This window comes from Pirellulales bacterium, from assembly GCA_036267355.1.
In the GTDB taxonomy this organism is placed as follows: Bacteria; Planctomycetota; Planctomycetia; order Pirellulales; family DATAWG01; genus DATAWG01.
Map to the genome: position 1 here is coordinate 51,191 of DATAWG010000082.1, position 23,553 is coordinate 74,743.

At 61.5% G+C, this 23,553-nt stretch carries 19 protein-coding genes; 10 read left to right on the forward strand and 9 right to left on the reverse strand.

Annotated features, from left to right (window positions below):
- Positions 1-1,096: 1,096 nt before the first annotated feature.
- The 5 genes from VHX65_13050 to VHX65_13070 form a co-directional block, all read right to left on the reverse strand.
- Complete coding sequence (locus VHX65_13050; GenBank protein ID HEX3999472.1) at positions 1,097-2,128, reverse strand: DUF933 domain-containing protein; 1,032 nt, start codon at positions 2,126-2,128, stop codon at positions 1,097-1,099.
- Between the two features lie 48 nt (positions 2,129-2,176).
- On the reverse strand, positions 2,177-4,957 hold the full coding sequence (locus VHX65_13055; GenBank protein ID HEX3999473.1) for a DUF3488 and transglutaminase-like domain-containing protein: 2,781 nt from the start codon (positions 4,955-4,957) through the stop codon (positions 2,177-2,179).
- A gap of 124 nt (positions 4,958-5,081) precedes the next feature.
- Positions 5,082-6,293, reverse strand: a complete 1,212-nt coding sequence (locus tag VHX65_13060; GenBank protein HEX3999474.1) for a DUF58 domain-containing protein — start codon at positions 6,291-6,293, stop codon at positions 5,082-5,084.
- Between the two features lie 136 nt (positions 6,294-6,429).
- The gene (locus VHX65_13065) at positions 6,430-6,723 is read right to left on the reverse strand and encodes a hypothetical protein (GenBank protein HEX3999475.1); all 294 of its coding nucleotides are present in this window, start codon (positions 6,721-6,723) and stop codon (positions 6,430-6,432) included.
- 398 nt (positions 6,724-7,121) lie between these two features.
- On the reverse strand, positions 7,122-8,063 hold the full coding sequence (locus tag VHX65_13070; GenBank protein HEX3999476.1) for a MoxR family ATPase: 942 nt from the start codon (positions 8,061-8,063) through the stop codon (positions 7,122-7,124).
- 180 nt (positions 8,064-8,243) lie between these two features.
- On the opposite strand from VHX65_13070, the gene VHX65_13075 reads away from it, so the two are divergent.
- A complete protein-coding gene (locus tag VHX65_13075; protein ID HEX3999477.1) occupies positions 8,244-10,259 on the forward strand; it encodes a prenyltransferase/squalene oxidase repeat-containing protein in 2,016 nt (671 codons plus the stop codon).
- A gap of 239 nt (positions 10,260-10,498) precedes the next feature.
- Here VHX65_13075 and VHX65_13080 read toward each other — a convergent pair whose 3' ends face one another.
- Positions 10,499-10,675 carry a hypothetical protein gene (locus VHX65_13080; GenBank protein HEX3999478.1) on the reverse strand — a complete coding sequence of 59 codons (177 nt, stop codon included), beginning with the start codon at positions 10,673-10,675 and terminating at the stop codon, positions 10,499-10,501.
- A gap of 80 nt (positions 10,676-10,755) precedes the next feature.
- On the opposite strand from VHX65_13080, the gene VHX65_13085 reads away from it, so the two are divergent.
- Positions 10,756-10,911 carry a hypothetical protein gene (locus VHX65_13085; protein HEX3999479.1) on the forward strand — a complete coding sequence of 52 codons (156 nt, stop codon included), beginning with the start codon at positions 10,756-10,758 and terminating at the stop codon, positions 10,909-10,911.
- Here VHX65_13085 and VHX65_13090 read toward each other — a convergent pair.
- Positions 10,908-11,138 carry a hypothetical protein gene (locus tag VHX65_13090; protein ID HEX3999480.1) on the reverse strand — a complete coding sequence of 77 codons (231 nt, stop codon included), beginning with the start codon at positions 11,136-11,138 and terminating at the stop codon, positions 10,908-10,910. The two genes, VHX65_13085 and VHX65_13090, sit on opposite strands and share 4 nt — an antisense overlap.
- Before the next feature lie 188 nt (positions 11,139-11,326).
- Here VHX65_13090 and der point away from each other — a divergent pair, with 188 nt between their 5' ends.
- On the forward strand, positions 11,327-12,673 hold the full coding sequence (gene der, locus VHX65_13095; GenBank protein ID HEX3999481.1) for a ribosome biogenesis GTPase Der: 1,347 nt from the start codon (positions 11,327-11,329) through the stop codon (positions 12,671-12,673).
- A gap of 436 nt (positions 12,674-13,109) precedes the next feature.
- Here the strand turns inward: der and VHX65_13100 are convergent, their stop codons facing one another.
- Entirely contained in the window at positions 13,110-14,318 is a 1,209-nt protein-coding gene (locus tag VHX65_13100) for a DUF1559 domain-containing protein (GenBank protein HEX3999482.1), read from the reverse strand.
- A 395-nt stretch (positions 14,319-14,713) separates the two neighbouring features.
- Positions 14,714-15,931 (reverse strand): DUF1559 domain-containing protein, encoded by a 1,218-nt coding sequence (locus tag VHX65_13105; GenBank protein HEX3999483.1) that lies wholly within the window; start codon positions 15,929-15,931, stop codon positions 14,714-14,716.
- 443 nt (positions 15,932-16,374) lie between these two features.
- Between VHX65_13105 and VHX65_13110 the strand changes: the two genes are divergently transcribed.
- The 7 genes from VHX65_13110 (at position 16,375) to asnB (ending at position 23,522) form a co-directional block, all read left to right on the forward strand.
- Positions 16,375-17,808, forward strand: a complete 1,434-nt coding sequence (locus VHX65_13110; protein ID HEX3999484.1) for a CCA tRNA nucleotidyltransferase — start codon at positions 16,375-16,377, stop codon at positions 17,806-17,808.
- A 159-nt stretch (positions 17,809-17,967) separates the two neighbouring features.
- Positions 17,968-18,555: a hypothetical protein gene (locus VHX65_13115; protein ID HEX3999485.1), complete on the forward strand. Its 588-nt coding sequence runs from the start codon at positions 17,968-17,970 to the stop codon at positions 18,553-18,555.
- Positions 18,556-18,578: 23 nt separating this feature from the next.
- Positions 18,579-18,749 (forward strand): hypothetical protein, encoded by a 171-nt coding sequence (locus tag VHX65_13120; protein ID HEX3999486.1) that lies wholly within the window; start codon positions 18,579-18,581, stop codon positions 18,747-18,749.
- Positions 18,750-18,835: 86 nt separating this feature from the next.
- On the forward strand, positions 18,836-19,258 hold the full coding sequence (locus VHX65_13125) for a GxxExxY protein (GenBank protein ID HEX3999487.1): 423 nt from the start codon (positions 18,836-18,838) through the stop codon (positions 19,256-19,258).
- 19 nt (positions 19,259-19,277) lie between these two features.
- Positions 19,278-20,291 (forward strand): MoxR family ATPase, encoded by a 1,014-nt coding sequence (locus tag VHX65_13130; protein ID HEX3999488.1) that lies wholly within the window; start codon positions 19,278-19,280, stop codon positions 20,289-20,291.
- Between the two features lie 241 nt (positions 20,292-20,532).
- Complete coding sequence (locus VHX65_13135) at positions 20,533-21,612, forward strand: glycosyltransferase family 2 protein (GenBank protein HEX3999489.1); 1,080 nt, start codon at positions 20,533-20,535, stop codon at positions 21,610-21,612.
- A 44-nt stretch (positions 21,613-21,656) separates the two neighbouring features.
- Positions 21,657-23,522 carry an asparagine synthase (glutamine-hydrolyzing) gene (gene asnB, locus VHX65_13140; protein HEX3999490.1) on the forward strand — a complete coding sequence of 622 codons (1,866 nt, stop codon included), beginning with the start codon at positions 21,657-21,659 and terminating at the stop codon, positions 23,520-23,522.
- Positions 23,523-23,553 lie beyond the last annotated feature (31 nt).

Below are 23,553 nucleotides of genomic sequence, written 5' to 3' on the forward strand. Positions count from 1 at the left end.
GTCATTCGGTCATTCGAATGCACAAAAAGGTGTTAGGAAATCAGATCGCGGCGCGGGATGAATGGCCGACGCCGGCGGGTCGAAACGGCTTCCTGATCCTGACACCTGCTTCTGCCCGATCACAATCGCGGCCGTAAGGCCGCACCCAACGTAGCAGGCACACTCCGTGTGCCGTCTGCCCCGCTCTGTGCGCAACCCGCTGCGAAGCGCAGACGGCACACGGAGTGTGCCTGCTACGTTGGCGCCTTCATTCGAAATTCATCGTCGCCCGCAGCGCGATCGGTGCCGTCGCATTGCCGGAAAATATTGCCGCGGAAATCAAAGCGATCCAACGTAGCAGGCACACTCCGTGTGCCGTCTGCCCCGCTCTGTGCCCAACCCGCCGCGGAGCGCAGACGGCACACGGAGTGTGCCTGCTACGTTGGCGCCTTCATTCGAAATTCATCGTCGCCCGCAGCGCTGTCGGTGCCACCGGCGATTGCATTGTAGCCCGAAGCGTTAGCGAGGGACGCACGCCGCCGAACGTTCCATTTGTGTGCCAACTCAAGCGGCGCTCCACTGGCCGACTGCGCTGGCCAGTGGCACACCGGCGAACGCCCCCTCACCCCTGGCCCCTCTCCCGTGAAGGGGGAGAGGGGAACTGGTGTGCCACCGGCGAACGCATTGTAGCCCGAAGCGTTAGCGAGGACGCACGCCGCTGGACGTTCCATTTATGTGCGAGCTCAAGCGGCGCTCGCACTGGCCGACTGCGCTGGCCAGTGGCACACTGGCGAACGCCCCCTCACCCCTGGCCCCTCTCCCGCGAAGGGGAGAGGGGAAACTGGTGTGCCACCGGCGAACGCATTGTAGCCCGAAGCGTTAGCGAGGGACGCACGCCGCTGGACGTTCCATTTGTGTGCGAGCTCAAGCGGCGCTCCACTGGCCGACTACGCTGGCCAGTGGCACACCGGCGAACGCCCCCTCACCCCTGGCCCCTCTCCCGCGAAGGGGAGAGGGGAACCGGTGTGCCACCGGCGAACGCCCGCTCATGCCTAATCCTCTCCCCTTGCGGGAGAGGGGTCCGAAAAGCGGAAGTTATTTTTCGGCCGAGCCTGAGCTACACGCTGAAGCGAATGTGAAGAATGTCGCCGTCTTTGACGACGTAGTCTTTCGGCTCTTGGCGGAGCAGATTGTGGGCTTTGATTTCGCGCTCGCTGCCAAGCCGCACCAGATCGGCACACTGCATCACTTCCGCGCGAATGAACCCGCGAGCAAGGTCGGTGTGGATATTGTCGGCGGCCTCGAGCGCCGTGCCGCCTTTTCGCAATAGCCACGTGCGCACTTCTTTGTCGCCGGCGGTGAAATAGATCATCTGACCGGTGCAATCCATGATTTGCCGCAACAGGCTGTCGCGATCGCTGGAACCGACGCCCATTTCCTTTTGGAAATCGGTCCGATCTTCCGGCGTCATCCGCGCCAGTTCGACTTCGAGCGACACTGGCACGGCAACGAGCGGCACCCCGGGCGGCGCTTTTGCGACAAACCGCTCGGGCGAATCGTCGTCGGCCAGATTCACGACCACGAGCTTCGGCTTCTGCGTCAGCAGGCGAAAACTGCTCGTGGCCTTGAGCTGCTCCTCGGTCATTTCGGCGGCGTGCAGATGTTGGCTCGCTTCGAGCTTGGCGGCCAACGGCGCGAGCGCGGCCAATTCAGCTTCCAGATTTTCGCGTTCTTCCTTGCGCAGCGTTTTCTTGAACGACGCTTGTATGCGCTCCATCCGCCCGGTGACGATTTCCAGATCGGCCAGGAGAAAATCCTCATCGAAGCTCGCCAGCTCCACGAGCGGATCGCCGCCGCCAAACGCTCCGACCACCAGCACCAGCCCGCCCGCCTCGCGGATCATCCCCAGCCGCGCGGCATTGCCCTCATGCGTGCGGCTCAGGCCGGGTGTGTCGACCAATTCGAGCGAAGCGCGAGTGATCTTTTTCGGATGATAGATCTCGCAAAGCTGGTCGATGCGCGGGTCGGGCACGAAAGCCATCGCGCTTTGGCCCAGGTGCGCGGTCGCGGGATCGGGCTTCACGCCCGTCAGCCATTCGAACAGCGAACTCTTGCCCGAACCTTGATATCCGACAATGCCGATTTTCATGAACGAGCAAGTTGGGGATGAATAAACCGGAGATTGCTGCGAAAACGGCTATCGTCGCAGTCGTCGCGGTCCGGATTTTTGCCGCGCGACGGTCGTTTGCAGTTGATCGAGCAACTGTTCTACCGCTGCGGCTTGGCGGCTGTCCAGTGCCCTGCGGCCGAATCGCACGCGGTAATAAGCATCGACAACGCGGCGGGCCAGAAGCCCGGCGGATGGGCCATTAGAAGCGTTTGGCAACGCGGCGGCCGCGGCTTGGGCCAGCTCGAGCTGCGTTTGTCCGGAACGGCGAACCAGCCCGCGGCGGGCCAAGATCGCTTCGAAGCGGCGATAGAAGGCGATCTCCGGCCCGACGCCGTTCACTGCGGCGTTTCTGCTCTGCTTGGATTTGCCTCCCGCAAGCCTGCGAACGAGCCGGTACCCACCAAGCGCGGCCCCCGCGAAAATCGCGAGCAGCAGGCAAATCGGCCCTATGAAAAATCCTTCGCCGGCTCCCGCCGGGCTGCGAATCCAATAATGTTTCAGGCGGTCGGCCAAATCGGCGGCCGACGCCTCGACCGCTCGCCACGCCTTCTTGATCGCATCACCGGCCTGCACCAGGGGTTGATAGACGAGTCGATCTTGCCGATCCGTGTTGAGCCCAACGACGTAGGAGTTCCAAAGCTGGGATAAGTAATCGTTCAAATCTTCGAACGATGAGAGCCACGAATCGCCGGCCAAACTGGCCGCGGCACTGCTGGCGGGCGTCGAATCGAGCACGAGCCATGCCCCGTTTCGCACCGAAATGCCGCGAGGCCGCTCGCCCGTGGGGATTTGTCCCGGTTCCAAGTACGCTTCGACCCAAGCATGCGCGTGCAATTGCCGCACGTCGAACAACGATCGGTCCGGATCCCATTCGCCGCCGCGGTAGCCGATCACCATCCGGGCCGGAATCCCTTGACTGCGCAGCATGAGCGCCAGCGCACTGGCAAAATATTCACAGTGCCCGGAATGATTCCGTGTGACGAAGTCTTCGATCGGATCGACACCGGGCGCGGGCGGAGGCCGATCGAGCGAATACTCGAAGGGGGGCGAACTCAGCATCCGCTCGAGCGCTTTTGCCTTGCCGAAGCGGTCGCCGTCGGCGAGATGAGCATCGCGAATCGTTTTGGAAGCCAATGCCCGCAAACCGCTGAGCCGATCAATAGGTTCGACCTTGTCGTAAGCGCCGCCGGGCACTACAGGCGACGACTCCGCGACGCCATCGGGCATGTTCAACATGCTGTCCAATTCCGACGAGGTCATCGACGTCGTCTGCGGGATGATGCGGCTCTGGCCGGCAGTCGTCAGCCCGATCGTGAACAGTTCGTACTTGAACGTATCGCCCTGCAATTCGGCAGGCCGAACCAATTGTTGCCCGTTGGGATCGAACATCACGTGTTCGGAATTCGCGTCGAAGGCGGGATAAACGGCAAACAGAACGGGCTCGCGTTGCGGTTCGAGCGTGATTCTCTGTCGCACTAAGGGCAGTCGCTGCAATCCGGGCGGCGCCATCAGGGGCACCAATGTTGACTGGCCCCCGTCTGTGAATTCATTTTTCCATTCGCCACGGGAATATTTGATCACCAGCGAGCCGCGCATCAGCGGCGGATTCTTGGGAATGATGTCTTGCTTGGTAGCTTCATCTTGATATCGGACCCGCATCACGAGTTCCTTGTTCTGCAGTAGCGGCCCGAGATCGCCGAGTTTCACGGTGGGCGAATAGCCTGTGGAAGCATGCCCGCTGCCGCCGCCGGCCCAAATCGATCGTCCGAATCGCGGCATTGAAAAGAAGCAGACGGCCGCAACGACGAGCGTTCCCATGCCGGTGGCGAGCGTGCGGCGAAAAATTCCCGGTCCCAGCAGTTCCGCCGCCGGGTCGGTCGGAAAACTCGTTGAAATCCGAATCGCGGCGGGATTAGGGGCGCGGGGCGCGGGACACGGGGTGAGCGCAGCAGACGAACGCGCAATCCCGTTTTTGGTTCGCGGCCTTTGGCGTTTGGGTCCTGGGGCGCTGACGTAGGAGGGGCTATCGTAGGGGGGGCTGTCGAGGGAGGGGCTATCGAAGGGGGGGCTGTACGGGGGGGCCAAGGGGACAGTCCCCTTTTGCTCCGCGGACTCCGCAAAAGGGGACAGTCCCCGCGCAAAAGGGGACGGTCCCCGGTCTTTACTCGCCCCTCGCCCCCCGGCCCTCGCCCCTGTCATCCTTTGCCAACGCTCCGCTTCGCGCTGGATGAACAATAGGTTCATCGCCGCCAGGGTCACGAACAAATACACCACCAAAAGCAAGCCGAACAGCATATCCAAATCGAGCGCTGCTCCCACCACCACCTGCAAGACATTCAGCACCAGCAATTGCCAGTACATACGGCCGGTTTTCCTTTGAAACATCAACACCACCTGCAGGTACACCAGCAGGTTGGCGACCGCCAGCAATTGATCTTCGCTGGTGACGTGGAAAAAATTCGACACTGAAAACACGACCGCCAACAACGCGGCCAAGTTGGCCACCGGCCGATTCAACCGAATCCAGCCGCGCAAATCGGTGACATAGATCGAAACGCCGGCGGCGAGAATCGTCACCAGCGGCAAGGTCAGGCTGCGCTGCCCCATCCCGAGCAGCATCGTCCCTAGCGCCACGAGCGTGGCAAACGTGATCTGCAGCAACCGATCGATCGGCATCCGCTGCGGGGCGGTCCGGACGGCAGCGCCCGGTCGCGGCGAATGAGGGCGACCGAAGCGACGCCCGCGAGCGACACCGCCGGCGGCAACGGTCGCCGCGCCATTTGTTTTCACCGCACCGTTTGAGTTCATGGTTTTTCGCACTGCAAGCAATCACGGATCGATCGAAAAATAACTTCGCCGCAACTCCCTCTCCCCTTGCGGGAGAGGGAAGGTTGAGGGGTATGAAAAGCAGAAGTAATTTTGCGGATCGAACCTAAGGTTGAAAATACTGAAGAAACTCTTCGCTGCCAGCTACGAGCCGAACCACGCGGGCCGACGTGCGGCCCTGCGCCAAGAGCAGGGCCGACGGATCCGGCAGCGCCGGGTGGCTCGTCACCAAGACAACCTGCCCGGCCGTCGGCCGCGAATCGGTCGCCGCTTCGATCAATTGCTCGAGTTGGTCTCGCGAAGCGGCTTCGGCCACGGCCAGGCTGGCGAGAATGGTGCGCGCCAGCGATTTGGAGGCCCCACCGCGATGCGACGAACGCTCTTGTCCCGCCACGACGATTTGCAACTGGCTGCCGCCCCGACGGCATGCTTCGACCGTCGCCGTGGCGGCAAAGCGAATCGCCAATTCGACGCGCTCGCGTTCCTCGGCCGACGGCTGCTCGGGCTGCCAAAGCTCGAGCAAAAGCGTCAGATTTTCGCTCCGCGGCTGCTCGAATTGCCGCACCATCAAACCGCCGCGCCGGGCCGACGTGCGCCAATGGATCAAACGGCGGCTATCGCCGGGTTGCCAATCGCGCAAGCCGTAAAACTCCCCGTCGGTCGGGCGTTGCCGTCCGGCGCTCTGCTGGCTGCCGTGATCGACTCTGTGTGCCAATTGCCGCCAGCTTTCGCTCAGTCGGCCAAGCCGCGGCAGCACCAATAATCGGCCCATGCGACGCACGCGCACCGAACGAGCCACCAGCCCAAAGGGATGCCTCGTTTCGACCCAAAACGGACCGAACTCATACTGTCCGCGCTCCGCGAACTCGACTCGATATTCGGCCCGCGCTGTTCGGCCGGGAGCCACATTGGAAATCGCCACGATGCCTTTCGCGTCTTGTGCGACGGCGGCGTTGCTCTGCATTTGCGGTGCTGGACGGCTCGTCAATCGCGAATTCCCTTTGCCCCGCGTGCCGTCGACGGGGCGGATCGCGTCGGTGATCACAAGTGCCGTGCAGCCGTGGGGGCTCGACACTTCGACCTCGACGGTGAACGTGTCGCCGGCGCCGATTTGGTCGGGCAATCGCCGGCGGATTTGAATTCGCCGGAGCATCGAGCGGGCTAAATGCCAATTGAAATAAATCGCCCCGACCATCATCCCGGCCATGATCAGCATCAAGTTGATCTGCCGCATCGACCCGGCAACGACAATGAAGGCCAGCACGATGAGGAAATAGGCCCCCTCGTGCGTAAGCCGCGTTCGCCGTTTGCCGAACATAAGGACAGGTCTCAAAAAATCCGTGGACGGAAAGGAGCTCCGGAACGCCGGAACACGCCGGCTAGCATCATCTTGCGCTCGAAAAGGTTGGCGAGATGATCGGCCTTTTTCAACGCGTCATCGACATCGACTGAGCTCATGATGATCCTCGCCGCGGTGGATCGCTTTCTCTTCGCAGCGCCTCAATCAGGGTGTCCGCTCGCTCCCGCGACTGCCAGTGAATGTTCTTGGCTTCCGTCGTGGGTTCGATCAACTCACAAACCTTGCCGGCGGACATCGCCCCGCCGCATGCGTCGAACAACCGCTTCAGTTCGGCGATTTCGAACACCTCGTGCGCAACAACGTGCAGGAAGCGTTCGTCGTTTTGTACTACTTTATCCGCCACATTGACGATGACCGCTCCGGCCTCACGACTAAAGACGCTCCGCAAGGCTCGTTGCGATTATCCCAGAAGATAGGCTCGTTTGGCCGCAGATCTCTTGCCACGAAGTATCTCGCGTCCCACGGATCTCCCGTCCTTCGTCGGCGGATCGTCAGGGTCGCGTGGGTTTATCTTCAGGTAGTCCGGCGTTGTAACTCCTTTCGATGTGGCCCCAGCGAGCAAGGCCTCTACACTCCTATCCCGCACCTCGCCCGTGTTAGGGCGGTATGCGTTAATTCTGCTGCTTGCCGCCGCGCCCGATAGATCATATCGAACGGCCGGAGCACCTTCTTCTCCTCCGCTGGTGGGCTCCGACACTGGGTTCAATTCACGCGCCATCGTCGGCGGAAGGGCGCTTCCAGGACGGGATCCTCGGACTAACCGAATTATAGCAAACGAATGATCCTTCAATCCGGTGCTGGAACGCTTTCAACCAACCGTTCGACCAATGCTTCGAGCGACTCGCGCTGACCGGCTTGGACGTAGCTTTTGGCGATCAGCCGATGGGCCAACACCGGCACCGCGAGCCGCTTCACGTCGTCGGGCACGACGAACTCGCGCCCCTCGACAAGCGCTAAAGCCTGCGTCGCTCGATACAGGCTCAGCGCCCCGCGGGTGCTCGCGCCGACTTGAAGTTCGTCGCACCGCCGCGTGGCATGCACGATCGAAAGCAAATAGTTTTGGATCGATTCATCGACGGCAACTTGGCGCACCGATTCTTGCAGCATGCGAACCTGATCGCTCTCGATGGCCGAGGCGAGCGTGTCGACTGGCTCTCCGCCGCGATGGCTGCTGAGCACTTGCAATTCGTCGTCGCGGGCCGGATAGCCGATCGAAATCCGCATCAAGAAACGGTCCAACTGGCTTTCCGGCAGCGGATAGGTTCCCTCGAATTCGAACGGATTTTGCGTGGCGATCACCATGAACGGCGACGGCAGCGGATAGCTCTTGCCGTCGACCGACACTTGCCGATCGCTCATTGCTTCGAGGAGGGCCGACTGGGTGCGCGGCGTGGTGCGATTGATCTCATCAGCCAGCACGATATTCGCGAAGATCGGCCCATGGCTGTAGACGAACTCGCCGCTTGCCGCATGAAACAAGCTGCTGCCGGTGATGTCGCTGGGGAGCAGATCGGGCGTGAATTGGATGCGGCAGAAATCTCCGCAAACGCTTTTGGCCAGCGCCTTGGCCACGAGCGTTTTGCCGACGCCGGGCACGTCTTCGATCAACAAATGCTCGCCGGCCAGCAGCGTGACGATGCATAGCCGCACCGCTTCCGGCTTGCCAAGCACGACCTGGCTCATGTTGGCTTCCAACTCGGCCACGCGGCTTTGAATATCGGTCGCCATCCAGGCCTTTCACAAGCGAGAGGAGCGGAATTCGAGAAGAGAGATTCTTGGAGGGCTCGCGCCGCACTATGTATACTAACGTGTCGGCGGAACAAACTAAACCGGCGGGTCGAATATGGCGTCGGAAAGTTTTGTTAGCGCCCTGTTCTTGCCAACGTACGTCCGACGCGATGCCCACCTATGGCGAAAGCCGCTTCAGATTCCGGCCTGCGACTCATTCCCGCGGCCCCAAAATCACCGCAGAAGCCGCCTGGGGGCTCGGCGCCCTCGTCGTCGCCCGGCGGCGGCCGTTCGCCGGCGGATTTGTCGTTCGCCGCCGCTCGGCCCAAAGACGCCGCCGGACAGTTAGCCACGGTGTGGCTCGATGGCAATGTGCTCACCTGCGCCTGTCCGGATTGCGGCGCTCCGATCTCGATCCGGCTTTGGCTGATGTTGGCCGACTGCTGGCGTTGTGGCGCCAATGTCGAATTGACCGAAGAGCAGCAGCGGCTTGCTCAACAATTGATCGACAAATCAAAATCGGGCCGCGGCAAACCGAGGGCGGCGGCTCTTGCCCCGCCTCCGGTGATTGATCCTGCGAAGCCGGCCGCGAGACCTTCCGCGGCGAATCCTTCCGCGGCCCCAGTCGCAGCGCCTCGGATTGCGGCTCCCGCGGCATCGTCGGCGCCGCAAGCTCCTCCCGAGCCGCCGGCCGCGAAAAAGTCGGTTCTTCCGCCGCTGCCGATCTCGCCGGCAAAGCCGAAGCTGCCGGTGGCGAAGCTGGTGAAAGGCCCGACGATGCCGGTTGCCGCGCCGCTCGCCCCGCCCGTGGTGGCCGAATCGTTGGCGCGTTTGCCATGGGGTTTGGCGGAGCCGGTGAGGCGGCCTCACTGGCGGCGTTGGCTTGTGGGCGCCGCAACGGTGCTCTTGGCTGCGGTAGCGCTGGGCGTATGGTATTTGTCGCATCACGGCAATGAAAATTCGTCGACCGCGATCGCCGCCGCATCGCCTCCGGACTCACAGCCGGCCGCGAAGGGTCCGCCGAAGCCGGGCGAAGAACTTTCGCTGGCCCGCGATGCCGTCGCCCCCACCCTGAAAGATTTGCCGAAAGTCATCGAAGCAATTCGTTCGACCGACAAGGGGCGGATGTTCGAAGGCCGCGACCCGCGAATTCGGCAAGAATTGCTCGACGAGGAAGGGGGGTCCCTCCAGACGGAAGCGGCGGTCGTGGCCGGCTTGCGATGGCTGGCAGCGCATCAAGAAAAAGATGGCCATTGGAGCCTCAATCACTTTTCGCACGCCGGCGATTGCAACGGCCGCTGCGATGGCGAAGGGGGCGATTCCGACAACGCGGCCACGGCGCTGGCGTTGCTGCCGTTTCTCGGAGCCGGCCAGTCGCACAAATTGGGGATTTACCAAGATGCCGTCGGCCGTGGGCTGAAATGGCTGGTGGCACGGCAAAAGCCCGACGGCGATCTGCGCGGCCCCGGCATGGGCCGAATGTATGCCCACGGACTGGGGACGATCGTGCTGTGCGAGGCCCTGGCGATGACCGGCGACGACAGCCTGCGCGGCCCGGCAATCAGTGCCGCCGAATTCATCGACCGAGCGCAAAACCCAGAGGGGGGCTGGCGCTACGAACCGGGCCAAGAAGGCGATACCAGCGTCATCGGCTGGCAACTCATGGCCCTGGAAAGCGCCAAAACGGCCTACATCGATATCCCGCAGCACGCCTTCAATCGCGCCGGGCACTATCTCAGCGCGGTGCGCGGCGGGCGGCATGGGGGACTGTTCGGCTATCAGCCCGGCTCATCCCCTTCGCCCGCAATGACCGCCGAGGGATTGCTCTGCCGCGAATATCTTGGCTGGCCGCAGAACCATCCAGGCTTGAAAGAGGGAATCGACTGGCTGTTGCGCGAGCATCTGCCGAACAAGGTTCGGCCGAACATCTATTGCTGGTACTACGCGACGCAAGTGATGCACAACGTCGGCGGCGAGCCGTGGGAGAAATGGAATGCGGCCGTTCGCGACGCGCTGCTGTCGATGCAAGAAAAATCGGGCCACGCCGCCGGAAGCTGGGCTCCGCGCGGCGGCGCCGTCGGCGGCAACTACGACACACGCGAAGGAGGCCGGATCTATATGACCAGCCTCGCCCTTTGCACGCTCGAAGTGTATTACCGCTATCTGCCGCTCTATCGGGCGATCGACATCGAATAGCCGGGGCGACGGCGCGAACGCTTGGACAATCGATCGCAAGCATTCCGCCGCGTTTGAGGCCGTCCCTCGCTCACGCGTCGGAAGGTCGTCCCTCGCTAACGCGTCGGAAGGCCGTCCCTCGCTAACGCTTCGGGCTAGTATTCGCGTCGGGCGAGCGTTCGCTTGAACGGCGCACACTAGCCCGAAGCGTTAGCGAGGATGGCGACGCCGAAAGGCGAAAACTGTCCTTTTGTCGCAGCTTAGGCGGCCGCGCGGTGGGCGGCCATCTGCAGGCCGACCGCGGATATGAGGCCAAACGTTCCCTGCAGGAACCAAGTGATATCCATCGAGTCGCCAATCAATTCTCCGGCGGCCGCAACAAGCAGGCATGTGCTCAGCCAGGCAATATTCGCAGGCAGCGTCTTGCGTTCGGTCATGTTGAAACACCTCGATTGAAGTAGTTGCGCGTCAAAGAAATCTCGTCCAGCGCAAGCATACTTCGCAGTCGCCCTGATCGATGGACAAAGCCGAGCGAATTCAAGAATTTTCGGAAGGCATGTTGCACATTCGCAACATGCCGGCTGCGTTGCTGGTGTGGGGGTCTCATGTAGATGGGGTTCGATTAATTGAGCAGTTCTCCGGCAACTTTGCAGGCGGACTCGCGAACGGCTAATCACAGAGCCACAACGCGGCAGAACCGCAAATAAAAAAACTCTTTATGCACCCCAGGCGTTCACGCTGCCTGAAGGCCTGGGCCAGGTAAAAATCGTGATTTGGCAGTTCGCCGCAACCTCGCTGATGCGCTTTCTTCTGGCCGTTTTTACCGTAGCGCAGCCCTCCGCCGCAACCAAAACTCGGTGGTGAAAAAACACTTGCTTCACGCGCGGCGAAGTCCAACACCAAGACTCTCTATCCCGCCAAGCGGTATGCAGCGATCTAAACGAAAACGGGGCTTGCTCGATTGGTTGTCAGGCTGGAAAGCCTCGCCTACGACCTGTCGCCCGAAACGCCAGTCAACTATGATGAACTCGATTCACCGATGCAGCACATCATTCGACCAGCGTTGACGCTAGGCCTGGGCAAGATCGATGGGAATTCCGCAAGTCGTGATTGTCGGCCGGCCAAACGTCGGCAAGTCGAGCTTGTTCAATTGGTTGGTCGGCAAACGGCTGGCAATCGTCGATCGAACGGCCGGCGTCACACGCGATCGGATGACCTATCTGCTCTGCCACCGCGATCGGTATTTCGAACTGGTCGACACCGGCGGGATGGGCATCGAAGACGAGGATAATCTCACCCAGCAGGTGGAAGACCAAATCAACGCGGCCATCGAATCCGCCGCCGTGATCCTGTTCGTCGTCGACACGCGCGACGGGCTCGTGCCGCTCGATCAGGAAGTGGGCAAGCGGCTGCGCTATCTGACGGCGCCGATGCTGTGCGTCGCCAACAAGGCCGACGATCCCCGGCTCGACCCGCAGGCCGATGAATTCTACCGCCTCGGCCACGGCAAGCTCGTTTGCACCAGCACGCTGCAAAATCGCAATCGCGATCTGCTGCTCGATATGATCGTCGAACGGCTGCCGCAGCCGGAAGCCGGCGATCAGCCGGAAGGGCAAGCCGAGCCGACGATGAAAGTGGCGATCGTCGGCCGCCGCAATACCGGCAAAAGCACGCTGGTCAACACGCTGGCACATGCCGAGCGCATGATCGTGAGCGAGGTGCCCGGCACGACGCGCGACAGCGTCGACGTGCGATTCGAACTCGACGGCAAATCGTTTTTGGCAATCGACACCCCCGGGCTGCGCCGCCGCAAAAGCATTTCCACCGATATCGATTTCTATAGCACGCATCGCGCCCAGCGAAGTATCCGGCGGGCCGACGTCGTGCTGCTGTTCTTCGATCCCACGCAGCGGATCAGCAAAGTCGATAAGCAGCTTAGCGACTATGTCGCGGCACAATACAAACCGTGTATCTTCGTGGTCAACAAATGGGACCTGATGGCCGACGGCATGCCGACCGAGCGCTGGGTCGGCTATCTGCGCGACACATTTCGCACGATGTGGTATGTGCCGATTGCGTTTATCACCGGCCAGACCGGCAAGAATGTCAAGGCGATGCTGAACCATTCGCAGAATCTGTTCAAGCAGGCGATTCACCGCGTTAGCACCGGAGAACTGAACCGAGTGGTGCAAGGCGCGCTCGAGGCGAATCCGCCGCCGCTCTATCAAAATCGCACGCCGAAGATCTTTTACGCCACGCAAGTGGGCACCGAGCCGCCGACGATCGTGCTGTTTTGCAGCGAGCCCGAGGCGCTGTCGCAGCCGTATCGCCGTTATTTGCTGGGCGTGTTCCGCCAGAAGTTGCCGTTTTCGGAAGTGCCGATCAAGTTGTACTTGCGCAAGCGCGAGGACAGCCGCGACGCCGAACCGGCGTAACAACGATTTTGCGTCGACAAGCTACGACGCAACTGGGCCGGAATGGAAGCGGCGGCCACAGATCTGCCCCGTCGAAAAAAACACGGCAGCCCATCGCCGGTGAGATCGGCGAGCACGGGGCCGTGCGAATTCCGGTTCGCCCATCGTTCGCTTTCAATCAACCCGATCTTTTCGCTTCAAACTCGCCGATCGGCACACAAGCCCAATGCGCTAGCGAGGGAATCAGCGACCGACGAAACCACCTCCGCCGCGTGCCATGCCCATCGTTTTGCATGGGCATGTTTCGGTCTAAGAGGCAGTGCGATCGCAAAGGATCTCGCAAGCCGGCCCGGCAGAAAATTTATTCCCGCGCCATTATCGACGACTCCTTTGGAAGAGCGTGTCCGCGTCGAAGAACGTGACCACGAGATGGCCCTGTTTCCGCTGGCGCAACGGCCTACCGAATCAGGCTGCGGTTGATCGATTCCGCTCCGGCCCGGGTGGTGAGGTTGAGATACGTTGCCGGATCGACCCGGTCGGTGATGGCGTCGACGTGGCAATCAGCGTAAACGTGCATCACCGCGCCGTTCGGATGATCGCTCGACGGGCCCCAGTCTTCATTCGCCTGCGTCGGCGTGTACATATTTGTCGACAGCAGATAGGGCACATTGTGTCCGGCCATCGGCGTGTTTGCGATGACCGCATTTGCCAGCGCCGGATCGAAGCCGGCGTTGATGGCAGTCGAGGCGCCGGTCCAGGGCGGCAGATCATTGGTGCCCGGCGGCGGAGCATTGGGATTGTTCGTCACGACCCAATTCAGCGTGCCGTCGTACCAGGAGCAATAGCCGCACTCCTTGGTTTCGCAGAGCAACAACGTGTTCGACATGCCGTCGCTGATCGAACTGATCGTCGCACCCTGCGATGCGGTCAGCAACATCGCGCCGTTTTCGACGGGCGTTTTCGGATAATCGCCGGTGGTTTGTAGATGCGTTCCCACGATCGCCTTGTAATTCGTCGGACAGGCAACGTTCACGAATCCCGGCGGCATGCTCAATTGCGATTGCTGCGGAATCGCAGCGTATTCCGGGGCGCCGGCGCCGGATCGAGCAGTGTTGTCGACGCTGGTGGTGCCGTTCGTGTTTGCATTGCCGGCCCAATTCGGACAAATCACGGCGCTCAGATACGCGGCCGAGCAATGCTGATAACCGGCCGAGCCGTTGACGATCGCCGGATCGAACGGTCCGCGGAGCGTCGTCAAGCATTTGCCCGAGCCGAACTGACATGAATTGAGGTCGATTGCCTTATACAGGTTGCCTTCTTCGATATAGGGCAGGATCCGCACGATCCAGCTCCAGCCGGTCATGTTGCCCGGCGAGGCCGTGGTCCCCTTGCCCGCCGGTTTGGCCAAGAGGGCCTGCGGCGTGTCGGAATTCGGCCTGGTGCCCGCGGGAGCGTTAAATATCAGCGGAAATCGTCGATACGCACTTTCGTGATTCAACAATGCAAAGCCGAGTTGCTTGATCTTGGCCTGACACTGATTGCGGAAGGAGGCGCCGCGGTCGGCAACCAGGTGCGGCAACAGCAGGCCAATGAGAATGCACAGGATGGTAATCACGGCGAGCAATTCCAAAAGCGTAAAGCCAGATTTTGGAGAACGCATGGACATACGCCACCTCCAAGAAAATATATGGATGAAATGAGACAGCGATGCGGCCAGAGGACCGCAGAATTCCGCACGACGACCGCAGCGCGGTCGTAGTCGGATTGGCCACGGACCGCGAGTGGTCCGGCGCGCGTGTCTCGTGCGCGGAGCTGTTTCAAGAGCAGCGCACCAACAAGCGCGGCCGCTTGGCCTCGGCCGAAAAATAGCTTCTCCACAGCACCCTCTGCTCTTGCGGGAGAGGGCAGGGTGAGGAGTTTTTCGGCCGAGCCCTATTCAAGAAAAGGGCCGCCTCGGGAGAGATCGCTCCCTCCCGAGGCAGCGGGTTTTAACGGAGGACGATGCGGCGGGCTAACCGGCGTCGCAAGCGACGCGGCTAACGCCGCCAGCGAGGCCCCAGCCTACCGGATCAACTGCGTGTTGATGGATTCCGAACCTGCCCGCGTGGTGAGCGAGAGGTACGTGGCCGGATCGCACTGGTCGGTGATCGCATCGACGTGCGCATCGGCGTAAACATGCATCACCGCGCCGTTGGAATGATCGCTGGAAGGACCCCAGTTTTCATTCTGCGTGGTGGTGTTGATGCCATTGCCGACTTTGAGGAACGGGATGTTCGTGCCCGCGGCAGCCGTGTTCGCCAAAGCCGGATTGTAGCCTTGGTTGATGGCCACCGAGGCGTTGATCCACGGCGGAAGATTGTTCGTGCCCGGCGATGGCTGGTTGGGATTATTCGTCACCACCCAGTTCATCGTGCCGTCGTACCACGAGCAATATCCCCATTCCTTGGTCTCGCAGACCATGAACGTCTTCGACGTGCCGTCGCTGATCGAAGAGATCGTCGAGCCCTGGGCCGCGGAGAGCAGCATCGCGCCGTTTTCAAGCGGAGCCTTCGGATAAGTGACACCGGTTCCGGCAGTCTGGAGGTGCGTTCCCACAACGGCCTTGTAATTAGTGGGGCAAGGGATGTCGACGAATCCGGGCGGCGCCCCGGTGCCTGTCTCGGTGATCGTCGTGTACTCCGGAGCCCCGGTTCCCGTCGTCGTTCCGCCTGTGCTCGTGTTGTCGACAGTGCTGGTGCCATTCGTGTTGGCATCGCCGCCCCAAGAGGGGCAAATCATGGCGCTCAAATACACCGCCGAGCAATGCTGATACGTCGCCGAGCCGTTGACGAGCTTCGGATCGAACGGGCCTGTAATCGTGCCCGAGGTATTTCCCATGCTGAACTGATAGGAATTGATGTCGATTGCCTTATAAAGATTGGCTTCTTCGATATAGGGTAGGATCCGCACAATCCAGCTCCAGCCGGTGAGCGTGCCCGCCGAAGTCGCGCTGCCGGTGCCGGCCGGTTTGGCGAGGTACGCTTGAGGTTCCGTGTTGCCGGTTGCGGTCGTGACGCCGTTCGGTTCGTTGAACACCAGCGGGAACCGCTTGTACGCACTTTCGTGGTTCAACAGTGCATAGCCGATCTGCTTGATCTTGGCCTGGCACTGGTTGCGGAAAGCGGCCTCGCGGGCAGCTTGAACCGCCGGCAGCAATAGCGCGATGAGGATGCCGATGATGGCAATTACCACCAGCAGCTCCACGAGGGTAAACCCTCGCTTTAGGGAACGCGTGGACATACTCCACCTCCAAAGAAAAAATGGATGAGACAGATGCGGCTACGACGCCGCTTCCTTCCGCCAACGAATCCGGCGCCGCGCACCGTCGGAAAGCCCTGGATTCCCCCGAATGCGCGCACGCCCATAGAAAAGATGAATGGCCGCAGTCTAGCGGTTTGCCAACTCGCTGTCAAATTTTTTGACGGTCGATTTAATGGCGGAATTACGGGAAAGCATTTTCTCACGCGGAGGCGCGGAGGGAGGGCTTTCAGTGGGATTCATTACCGAGCGAGGGACTTGGCTTCGGCGGCGTGGTGCGCCTTTCTGCCATAAATTCTCCGCTTGTCGTTTTATTTCCCCTTCCCCTTCCCCCTCCGCGTCTCCGCGGCTCCGCGTGAGTCTTCCCGTCGCGTGAGTCTTCCCGTCGTAGCGCTTTTTTCCGCTAGAAAAGCTAAGCTATGGCGATGATCGAGCTTAATCCGGAAATGCAGCGGCGGTTCGCCGTCGAAGTCGTCCAGCGGCTTCGCGGCGAGCGCTTTAGCGCCTATTGGGCCGGCGGGTGCGTGCGCGATCGAATGCTTGGCCGGCTGCCGGGGGATTACGATGTCGCCACCAATGCCACGCCCGAGGAGATTCGCCGCCTCTTCGGCCCGCGGCGCACGCTGGCGATCGGGGCCGCCTACGGCGTGATCGTGGTGCTTGGACCGCCCGGGGCCGGACACGTGGAAGTGACCACGTTTCGCAGCGATGTCGACTATCGCGACGGCCGGCATCCCAGCCGCGTCGTTTACAGTTCGCCGAAAGAAGATGCCCAACGGCGCGATTTCACGATCAACGGCATGTTCTTCGATCCGCTCGCCGAGCAGGTGATCGACTTCGTCGGCGGCCAGGAAGATTTGCAGCGGCGCGTCGTGCGCGCGATCGGCGATCCGCGGGCCCGCTTTGCCGAAGACAAGCTGCGGATGCTCCGCGCCGTGCGGTTTGCGGCCCGATTCGAGTTCGAGCTCGACCCGGCCACGGCAGCCGCGATCCGCGAAATGGCGGCGGAAATCGTCGTCGTTAGCGCCGAGCGAATCGCGGCTGAAATGGAAACAATGCTTTTGGACAAACATCGCGCCCGAGCGATGCGGATGCTGCGGGGGGTTGGATTGCTCGCGGTGATCTTGCCGGAAGTAGGGGCGACAGTAGGGGCGACAGCAGGGGCGACAGCAGGGGCGACAGCAGGGGCGAGGGACGAAGAGCAAGGGGCGAGGGGCGAGGGGCGAGGGGCGAGGGACGAAAACAATGAGGCAGCCTGGGAGCAGATGGTCAACTTGCTCGATGCACTCGCGGATGCTTCGTTCCCACTGGCTTTGGCGGTGCTGTTGCTCGGCGCGAGCGATCCCCTCGCCCCTCGTCCCTCGCCCCTAGCCCCTTCCGCACTCGTCCCTCGTCCCTCGTCCCACGCCCCTGCCGCCCCTGCCGCCCTTGCCGAGCAGGTCGGACGGCGATGGCGGTTGGCCAAGAAGCAGTTTGAACGGGCGGGCTGGTTGTTGGAACATCGCGCGGCCCTTGTCGAGGCTCGGCGCTTGCCGTGGTCGCGGCTTCAGCCGCTATTGGTTCACGAGGGTGCCGGCGAACTGTTGGCGTTCGGAGATGCATTTGCCGCTTGCGGGTTCATGGATGCCGCCGAAATGGCCTTTTGCCGCGAGCGGCTGGCGATGCCGGCCGCGCAATTGAATCCGCCGCCGCTCTTTACCGGCGACGATCTGCTTAAGCTCGGCGTGCCTCGCGGGCATGTTTATGCAGAGCTATTGCAAAAAGTCCGCGAGGCGCAGCTCGACGGGCAAATCAAAGACCGCGCCGACGCCGTTGAACTGGTCAAGCGATTTCTTGACGACGCGCGCCCGCCGGGTTAGAGTCTGCGGGGAAACGAGACGGGAAAGGGGCCAGAGATCAGGGGCCAGAGTCATCAGAACACGAACGCCCGGAAGTTATCCGGCCCTGAACGCGCTCACCCCATCGAACGAATCCTCCGCGTCCCGCTGGCCTCTGTCCTCTGACCCCTGGCCCCTCGCATGCACTACACCTTTCTCGACGCGCTCGGCCTGATCTTTCGCTGGATGCATATTCTGGCGGCGATGGCGGCGGTGGGGGGGCCGATGTTCATCTGTTGGGCGCTGCTGCCCGCGGCCGAAGCGCTGCCCGACGGGCCGCACCGGCAGTTGAAGGAAGGAATTCGCCTGCGATGGTCGGTGATCGTGAGGATCGCGATCATGTTTTTGCTGTTGAGCGGGGCTTACAATTACCTCGCGTTCATGCGTGCTTCGCGAGCCTGGGATGCCGCATGGCAGAATGGCCCGGCCCATCTGTATCAGGCGCTGTTCGGCGTGAAATTCTTGCTGGCGCTCGCGATCTTCTTTCTGGCCAGCGCGCTGACCGGCCGCAGCCCGGCGTTGGCCCGATTTCGCGAAAACGCACGGTTTTGGGTCGCCGTGAACCTGGCTCTCGGAATCGTGTTGGTGGGCATATCGGGCCAAATGCGGATGTTGCACATTGGTCCTCCTCCGGCGACGATCAAGGCCGCGCCGGCCGCCGCAACCGCATCGGCCCCACATGGGACCGCTACTGAACCACATCGATCGACCGCCGCCGATCCAGCCTAATTCGCAAACTCGCGACAAGAGCAATGGACAAGAAAGCCAAGAAACGCATCGACCTGTTGCAGCAGAAGCTGCAAAAACTCCGCCAACAACTGGCCGGCGCCAAAAGGCAAATGGACGAGCCGGACGAAGCCCGGCGGCTCGAAAAAGAACTCGCCGCGACCGAAGCCGAATTGCAAAAGCTCAAAGAGTCGTAGCGCGCGCCGAAGAAATAACATTCTCACGCGGAGTCGCGGAGACGCGGACGGGGCAGCATGCGGGAAATTGACGACATTACCGAGAAATTCTTGATTCGACGATCAAGATTCATTCGGCGCTCGGGCCCGGGCTGTTGGAGACGGTGTATGAAGTTGTGCTGGCCAAGGATTTGGAACGGCGAGGATCGGGCGTAGAGCGACCGAGAAAAGTATCGTTCGAATTCGAGGGGATGGTGTTCGTCGATGCGTTTCGGATCGATATTCTTGTGGAGGGGCTGGTTGCCGTCGAGTTGAAGTCCGTTGAACAAATTGCACCCGTGCATTGCAAGCAACTTCTGACCCATCTGCGCCTCATGAATCTCAGCGTCGGTTTGTTGATCAATTTCGGCGGTGCAACGCTGAAAGTAGGCGTGAAGCGTATTGTCAACAACCATTCCATTTCCCCCTCCGCGACTCCGCGTCTCCGCGTGAATCAAAAAGAATCCTTTCGCCGAGAGGCGGAGGAATGACGACAGAGCGAGCCGATTCATGACCATTGCCGAAACGATGCGGCAGCGGGCCGAACTGTTCGCCCAGCGCTATCATGCCGTGCGCGAGCAGATTGGCCGCGTCATCGTCGGGCACGACGACATCGTGCATGGTGTGCTCACCTGCTTGTTCGTCGGAGGGCATTGCTTGCTCGAAGGCGTGCCGGGGCTCGGCAAGACGCTTTTGGTTCGCACGCTCTCCAAAACCCTCGATCTCGATTTCTCGCGCATTCAGTTCACGCCCGATCTGATGCCGGCCGACATCTTGGGAACCAACATGGTGATGGAGGATCCCGAGGGGCGGCGATTCTTCGAATTCCAACGTGGCCCGATCTTCACGCAAATTTGCCTCGCCGATGAAGTCAATCGCGCCACGCCGAAAACCCAATCGGCCATGCTCGAAACCATGCAGGAAGGCTCGGTCACGATCGCCGGGCATCAATACATTCTCGAGCGGCCTTTTTTCGTCATGGCCACGCAAAATCCGATCGAGCAAGAAGGCACGTATCCGCTGCCCGAGGCCCAATTGGATCGGTTCTTCTTCAAGCTGTTGGTCGGCTATTCTGGCCGAGATGAATTGGCGACGATCGTCGATCGCACCACGCGGGGCGAGCGGATCGAAGCGACGAAGGTGATGGACGGGGCCGAAATTATCCAGTGGCAGCAGTTGATTCGCGAAGTGATTCTGGCCGAGCATGTTCGGGATTACATCGTGCGGCTGATTCTAGCGACGCATCCGCAAGGCCCGTTCGCCCCGCAGATCACCAATAAATATCTGCGCTGGGGTTCGAGCCCGCGCGGGGCGCAAACCGTGGCCCTGGCGGCGAAGGTGCGCGCCCTGTTGGACGGGCGATACAACGTCAGCTTCGAAGATATTCGCCGGGTCTATTTGCCGGCGCTGCGGCACCGCGTGATCTTGAACTTCGAGGCGCAAGCCGAAAGCCTCGACACGGACCATGTTCTGCTCGAAATTCTCGAAACACTGCCGGAAAAGTCGGATTCGAGCGGAAGTTGATCGAAGAACGCTAGGGCGGGGCGAATCCCGGGTGGGCCCAGCCGATGCGATCGAAGCGATTGGATCGATTTTGCTTGCCCGGCCTCCTTCCGGCACCTGTTCCGGCGTCGGCTGCGGCACGCCGCTCGTCGCTCCGCTTTGCGAGCGTGGCTATAATTAACCGCATCCACTTGCAGGGTCGCTGAGACGGCGAGGCGGGTGGAAATGCCCTCCCCGAAGCGAGAGCAGCTTGCCAGTCCGCATGCCCGCGTTATCGAATCACGATCTGTCGCCCGATCTTCCGGCGTGCGATCTTTCCGTGGTGGTGCCGGTTTTCAACGAGGAGGAAAGCCTCCGGCCGTTGGACGCCGAAATCCGCGCGGCCTTGCGCAGCACGGGGCGATCGGCGGAAATCATTTACATCGATGATTGTTCGCGCGATTCGTCGCTCGCCGTGCTCGAAGAGCTGTGCCGGGCTGCCGATGAAACCCGCATTCGCACGCGGATCGTCCGTTTCCGCCGCAACTACGGCCAGACGGCCGCGATGGACGCCGGCTTCGAACTGGCCGAGGGAGCCGTTGTCTTCCCGCTCGATGCCGACGGACAAAATAATCCGGCCGACATTCCACGCTTGCTCGCGGAATACGAAAAGGGCTACGACGTCGTCAGCGGTTGGCGCAAGCATCGGCAAGACAAAGCCGTCTCGCGCAAGCTGCCCAGTTGGGTGGCGAATCGCATGATCGGGCGGGTCTCCGGCGTACGGTTGCACGACTACGGTTGCACGCTCAAGGCCTATCGCGGTTCGCTGCTGAAGGAACTGCACTTGTACGGCGAAATGCACCGCTTCATTCCGCTCTATCTCGCGATCCTCGGAGCGAAGGTCACGGAATTGCCGGTCGACCATCGCCCGCGGCTCAAAGGCGTCAGCAAGTATGGCAGCCGGCGGATTTTCAAGGTGTTTCTCGACCTGCTCTTGATTCGCTTCATGACGCGTTACTACAACCGCCCGATGCATTTCTTCGGGCAGGTCGCGATTGGGTTCATGGCGTTGCTGTCGGTGTCGGTTTGCTTGATGGTGATCTTTAAATTCGGCTGGCTGCGTTTGATCGGCATCGACTATCAATCGAGTTTCGTGCAAACGCCGCTGCCGGAAATGGCCTCGACGTTTCTGATCGGTGCGATCATCTCCTTGTTTTTCGGAATTCTGGGAGAAGTGCTGGTGCGCGTGCATTACGAATCGCGCGGCACCAAGCCATACAAGGTCGAAGGCATTCTCGACTCGTTCGACGACCGCCGTATCCCGGCGACTCGGCAATCGCAGGGAAGCGTATGTGTGGAGTGATGGGAATCGGTGGTCCGCGCGGGGCAGAGCTTGTTCGGCAGTTCTTGCCCACCCTCGCGCATCGCGGCCCGGACGCCGACGGCCAATGGGATTCGCCGGAGCTGACGCTCGGCCATCGCCGGCTGGCGATCATCGGCCTCGACGACGGCGGCCGGCAGCCGCGCGTAAGCCGCTCGGGTCGCTCGGTGATTACCTTCAACGGCGAGATTTATAACTATCTCGAAATTGCCGATCGTTTGGAGGCGGCCGGCCATCCGGTCGATCGCCGTTACGACACGGCCGTGTTGATCGAAGCCCTCGAGCAATGGGGAACCGGCATATTGGCCGAATTCAACGGCATGTTTGCCTTCGCCTGGTATCGGCCGGCCGAGCGGCGGTTGATCTTGGCTCGCGATCGATGGGGCAAAAAACCGCTGTTTTGGGGGCGCGTCAAGCTCGACGACGGAAGCCATGCCCTGGCGTTTTCCTCCGAGCTATCGCTGTTCACCTGTTTGCCCGGCGGACCGCCGCCGCCCGATCCGCTGGGCGTGGCCCGCTATCTCGTTTACGACGGAATGCCCGGCACGCGGACGGTTTATCGCGACGTGGAAAAGCTGCCGGCCGGATCGTGGGTCGAACTCGATCCGGCCGGCAATCGCTTAAGCGGCGGCGCGTATTGGCAATTCGAATCGCGGCCGGAACCGATCGAGCTGGCCGACGCCGAATCACATTTCATCCGCTTGCTGGAAGAGAGCTTTGCGCTGCGGCTGCGGAGCGATGTGCCCGTCGGGCTCTTCTTGAGCGGCGGATTGGATAGCTCGCTACTGGCTGCCGTCTGGCGAACCATTCGCCCGCAAGACACCTTGCGCACCTTCACGATCGGCTTCGCCGAGCGTTCGTACGACGAACGCTGGAGCGCTCGATTGATGGCCGAGAAGATCGGCGCCGAGCACCATGTGCTGGTGATCGACAACGCCGAACTGGAGCGCGAGCTGAACCACGTTTGGGAAACGCTCTCCGAGCCGTTTGCCGATCCGAGCATTGTGCCGATGTCGCTGCTCTGCCGCTTTGCCCGCGAACACGTGACCGTGGCGATCGGCGGCGATGGGGCGGACGAACTGCAAGCCGGCTACGATCCGTTTCGGGCCTGGCGGCCGGCCCGCGTCATGGAGCGGCTCTTGCCGCGGCGGCTGTGGTATGCGGCCGGGAAGACGCTCGAATGGCTTTCGCCGAATAGTCCGTCGAATATGTCGTTGCGATTCAAGGCCCGGCATTTTTCGCAAGGATTGTTGCATCCGCCCGAGGAACGCATCCAGGGTTGGATGGCGAGCTTTCCGCTGTGGCTGGCGATGAATGCCCTCGATCCGGATTTGGCGCGGCAGGTCGACATTGAAGAGGTTTTGGAACCGACGCGGCAAGCATTCGCTTCGGCCAGACATATCGGCGAAGTGCATGCTCAAATTCAAACCTGGGTTCGCACCTACATGGAATGCTCGATCCTGACGAAGGTGGATCGATCGAGCATGGCCTATGCCCTCGAAGTGCGAGCGCCGTATCTCGACGCGCGGTTGGCAACGTTTCTCGCCGATTTGCCCGAGCCGTTGATCTTCCGCGGCGGCAGAGGGAAATACTTGATGCGCCGGATCGCGGCAAAAATGCTCCCGCCCGAGCTGCTGCGGAAAAAGAAAAAAGGCTTCGGCGTTCCCCAAGCGACTTGGCTCAAGACGATCCTTCGCGAGCGCATGGAAACGGCGCTCGAGCAAACGCGCCAAGGCGGTTGGTTCCGATTCGAGGTCGTCAATCGCATGTGGCAAGAACACTTGTCCGGCAAAGCCGACTACCGCCGCGCGCTATGGAATTTTCTGTTCAGCTTCCCGTTCCAAACCAACGGCGTGCTGACCGCTCCCGCAGCTAGCGCGCGCTCGTCGTGAGCGGCATGGCGCTAGCCCCCGGTGTTTCGCG

Excerpts from the sequence above, each read along its gene's own strand:
- VHX65_13050 (HEX3999472.1), bottom strand. The coding sequence starts at position 2,128 with ATGAAAATCGGCATTGTCGGATATCAAGGTTCGGGCAAGAGTTCGCTG.
- VHX65_13055 (HEX3999473.1), bottom strand. The coding sequence starts at position 4,957 with ATGAACTCAAACGGTGCGGTGAAAACAAATGGCGCGGCGACCGTTGCC.
- VHX65_13060 (HEX3999474.1), bottom strand. The coding sequence starts at position 6,293 with ATGTTCGGCAAACGGCGAACGCGGCTTACGCACGAGGGGGCCTATTTC.
- VHX65_13070 (HEX3999476.1), bottom strand. The coding sequence starts at position 8,063 with ATGGCGACCGATATTCAAAGCCGCGTGGCCGAGTTGGAAGCCAACATG.
- VHX65_13075 (HEX3999477.1), top strand. The coding sequence starts at position 8,244 with ATGGCGAAAGCCGCTTCAGATTCCGGCCTGCGACTCATTCCCGCGGCC.
- VHX65_13080 (HEX3999478.1), bottom strand. The coding sequence starts at position 10,675 with ATGACCGAACGCAAGACGCTGCCTGCGAATATTGCCTGGCTGAGCACA.
- VHX65_13085 (HEX3999479.1), top strand. The coding sequence starts at position 10,756 with ATGGACAAAGCCGAGCGAATTCAAGAATTTTCGGAAGGCATGTTGCAC.
- der (HEX3999481.1), top strand. The coding sequence starts at position 11,327 with ATGGGAATTCCGCAAGTCGTGATTGTCGGCCGGCCAAACGTCGGCAAG.
- VHX65_13100 (HEX3999482.1), bottom strand. The coding sequence starts at position 14,318 with ATGTCCATGCGTTCTCCAAAATCTGGCTTTACGCTTTTGGAATTGCTC.
- VHX65_13105 (HEX3999483.1), bottom strand. The coding sequence starts at position 15,931 with ATGTCCACGCGTTCCCTAAAGCGAGGGTTTACCCTCGTGGAGCTGCTG.
- VHX65_13110 (HEX3999484.1), top strand. The coding sequence starts at position 16,375 with ATGATCGAGCTTAATCCGGAAATGCAGCGGCGGTTCGCCGTCGAAGTC.
- VHX65_13115 (HEX3999485.1), top strand. The coding sequence starts at position 17,968 with ATGCACTACACCTTTCTCGACGCGCTCGGCCTGATCTTTCGCTGGATG.
- VHX65_13120 (HEX3999486.1), top strand. The coding sequence starts at position 18,579 with ATGGACAAGAAAGCCAAGAAACGCATCGACCTGTTGCAGCAGAAGCTG.
- VHX65_13130 (HEX3999488.1), top strand. The coding sequence starts at position 19,278 with ATGACCATTGCCGAAACGATGCGGCAGCGGGCCGAACTGTTCGCCCAG.
- VHX65_13135 (HEX3999489.1), top strand. The coding sequence starts at position 20,533 with ATGCCCGCGTTATCGAATCACGATCTGTCGCCCGATCTTCCGGCGTGC.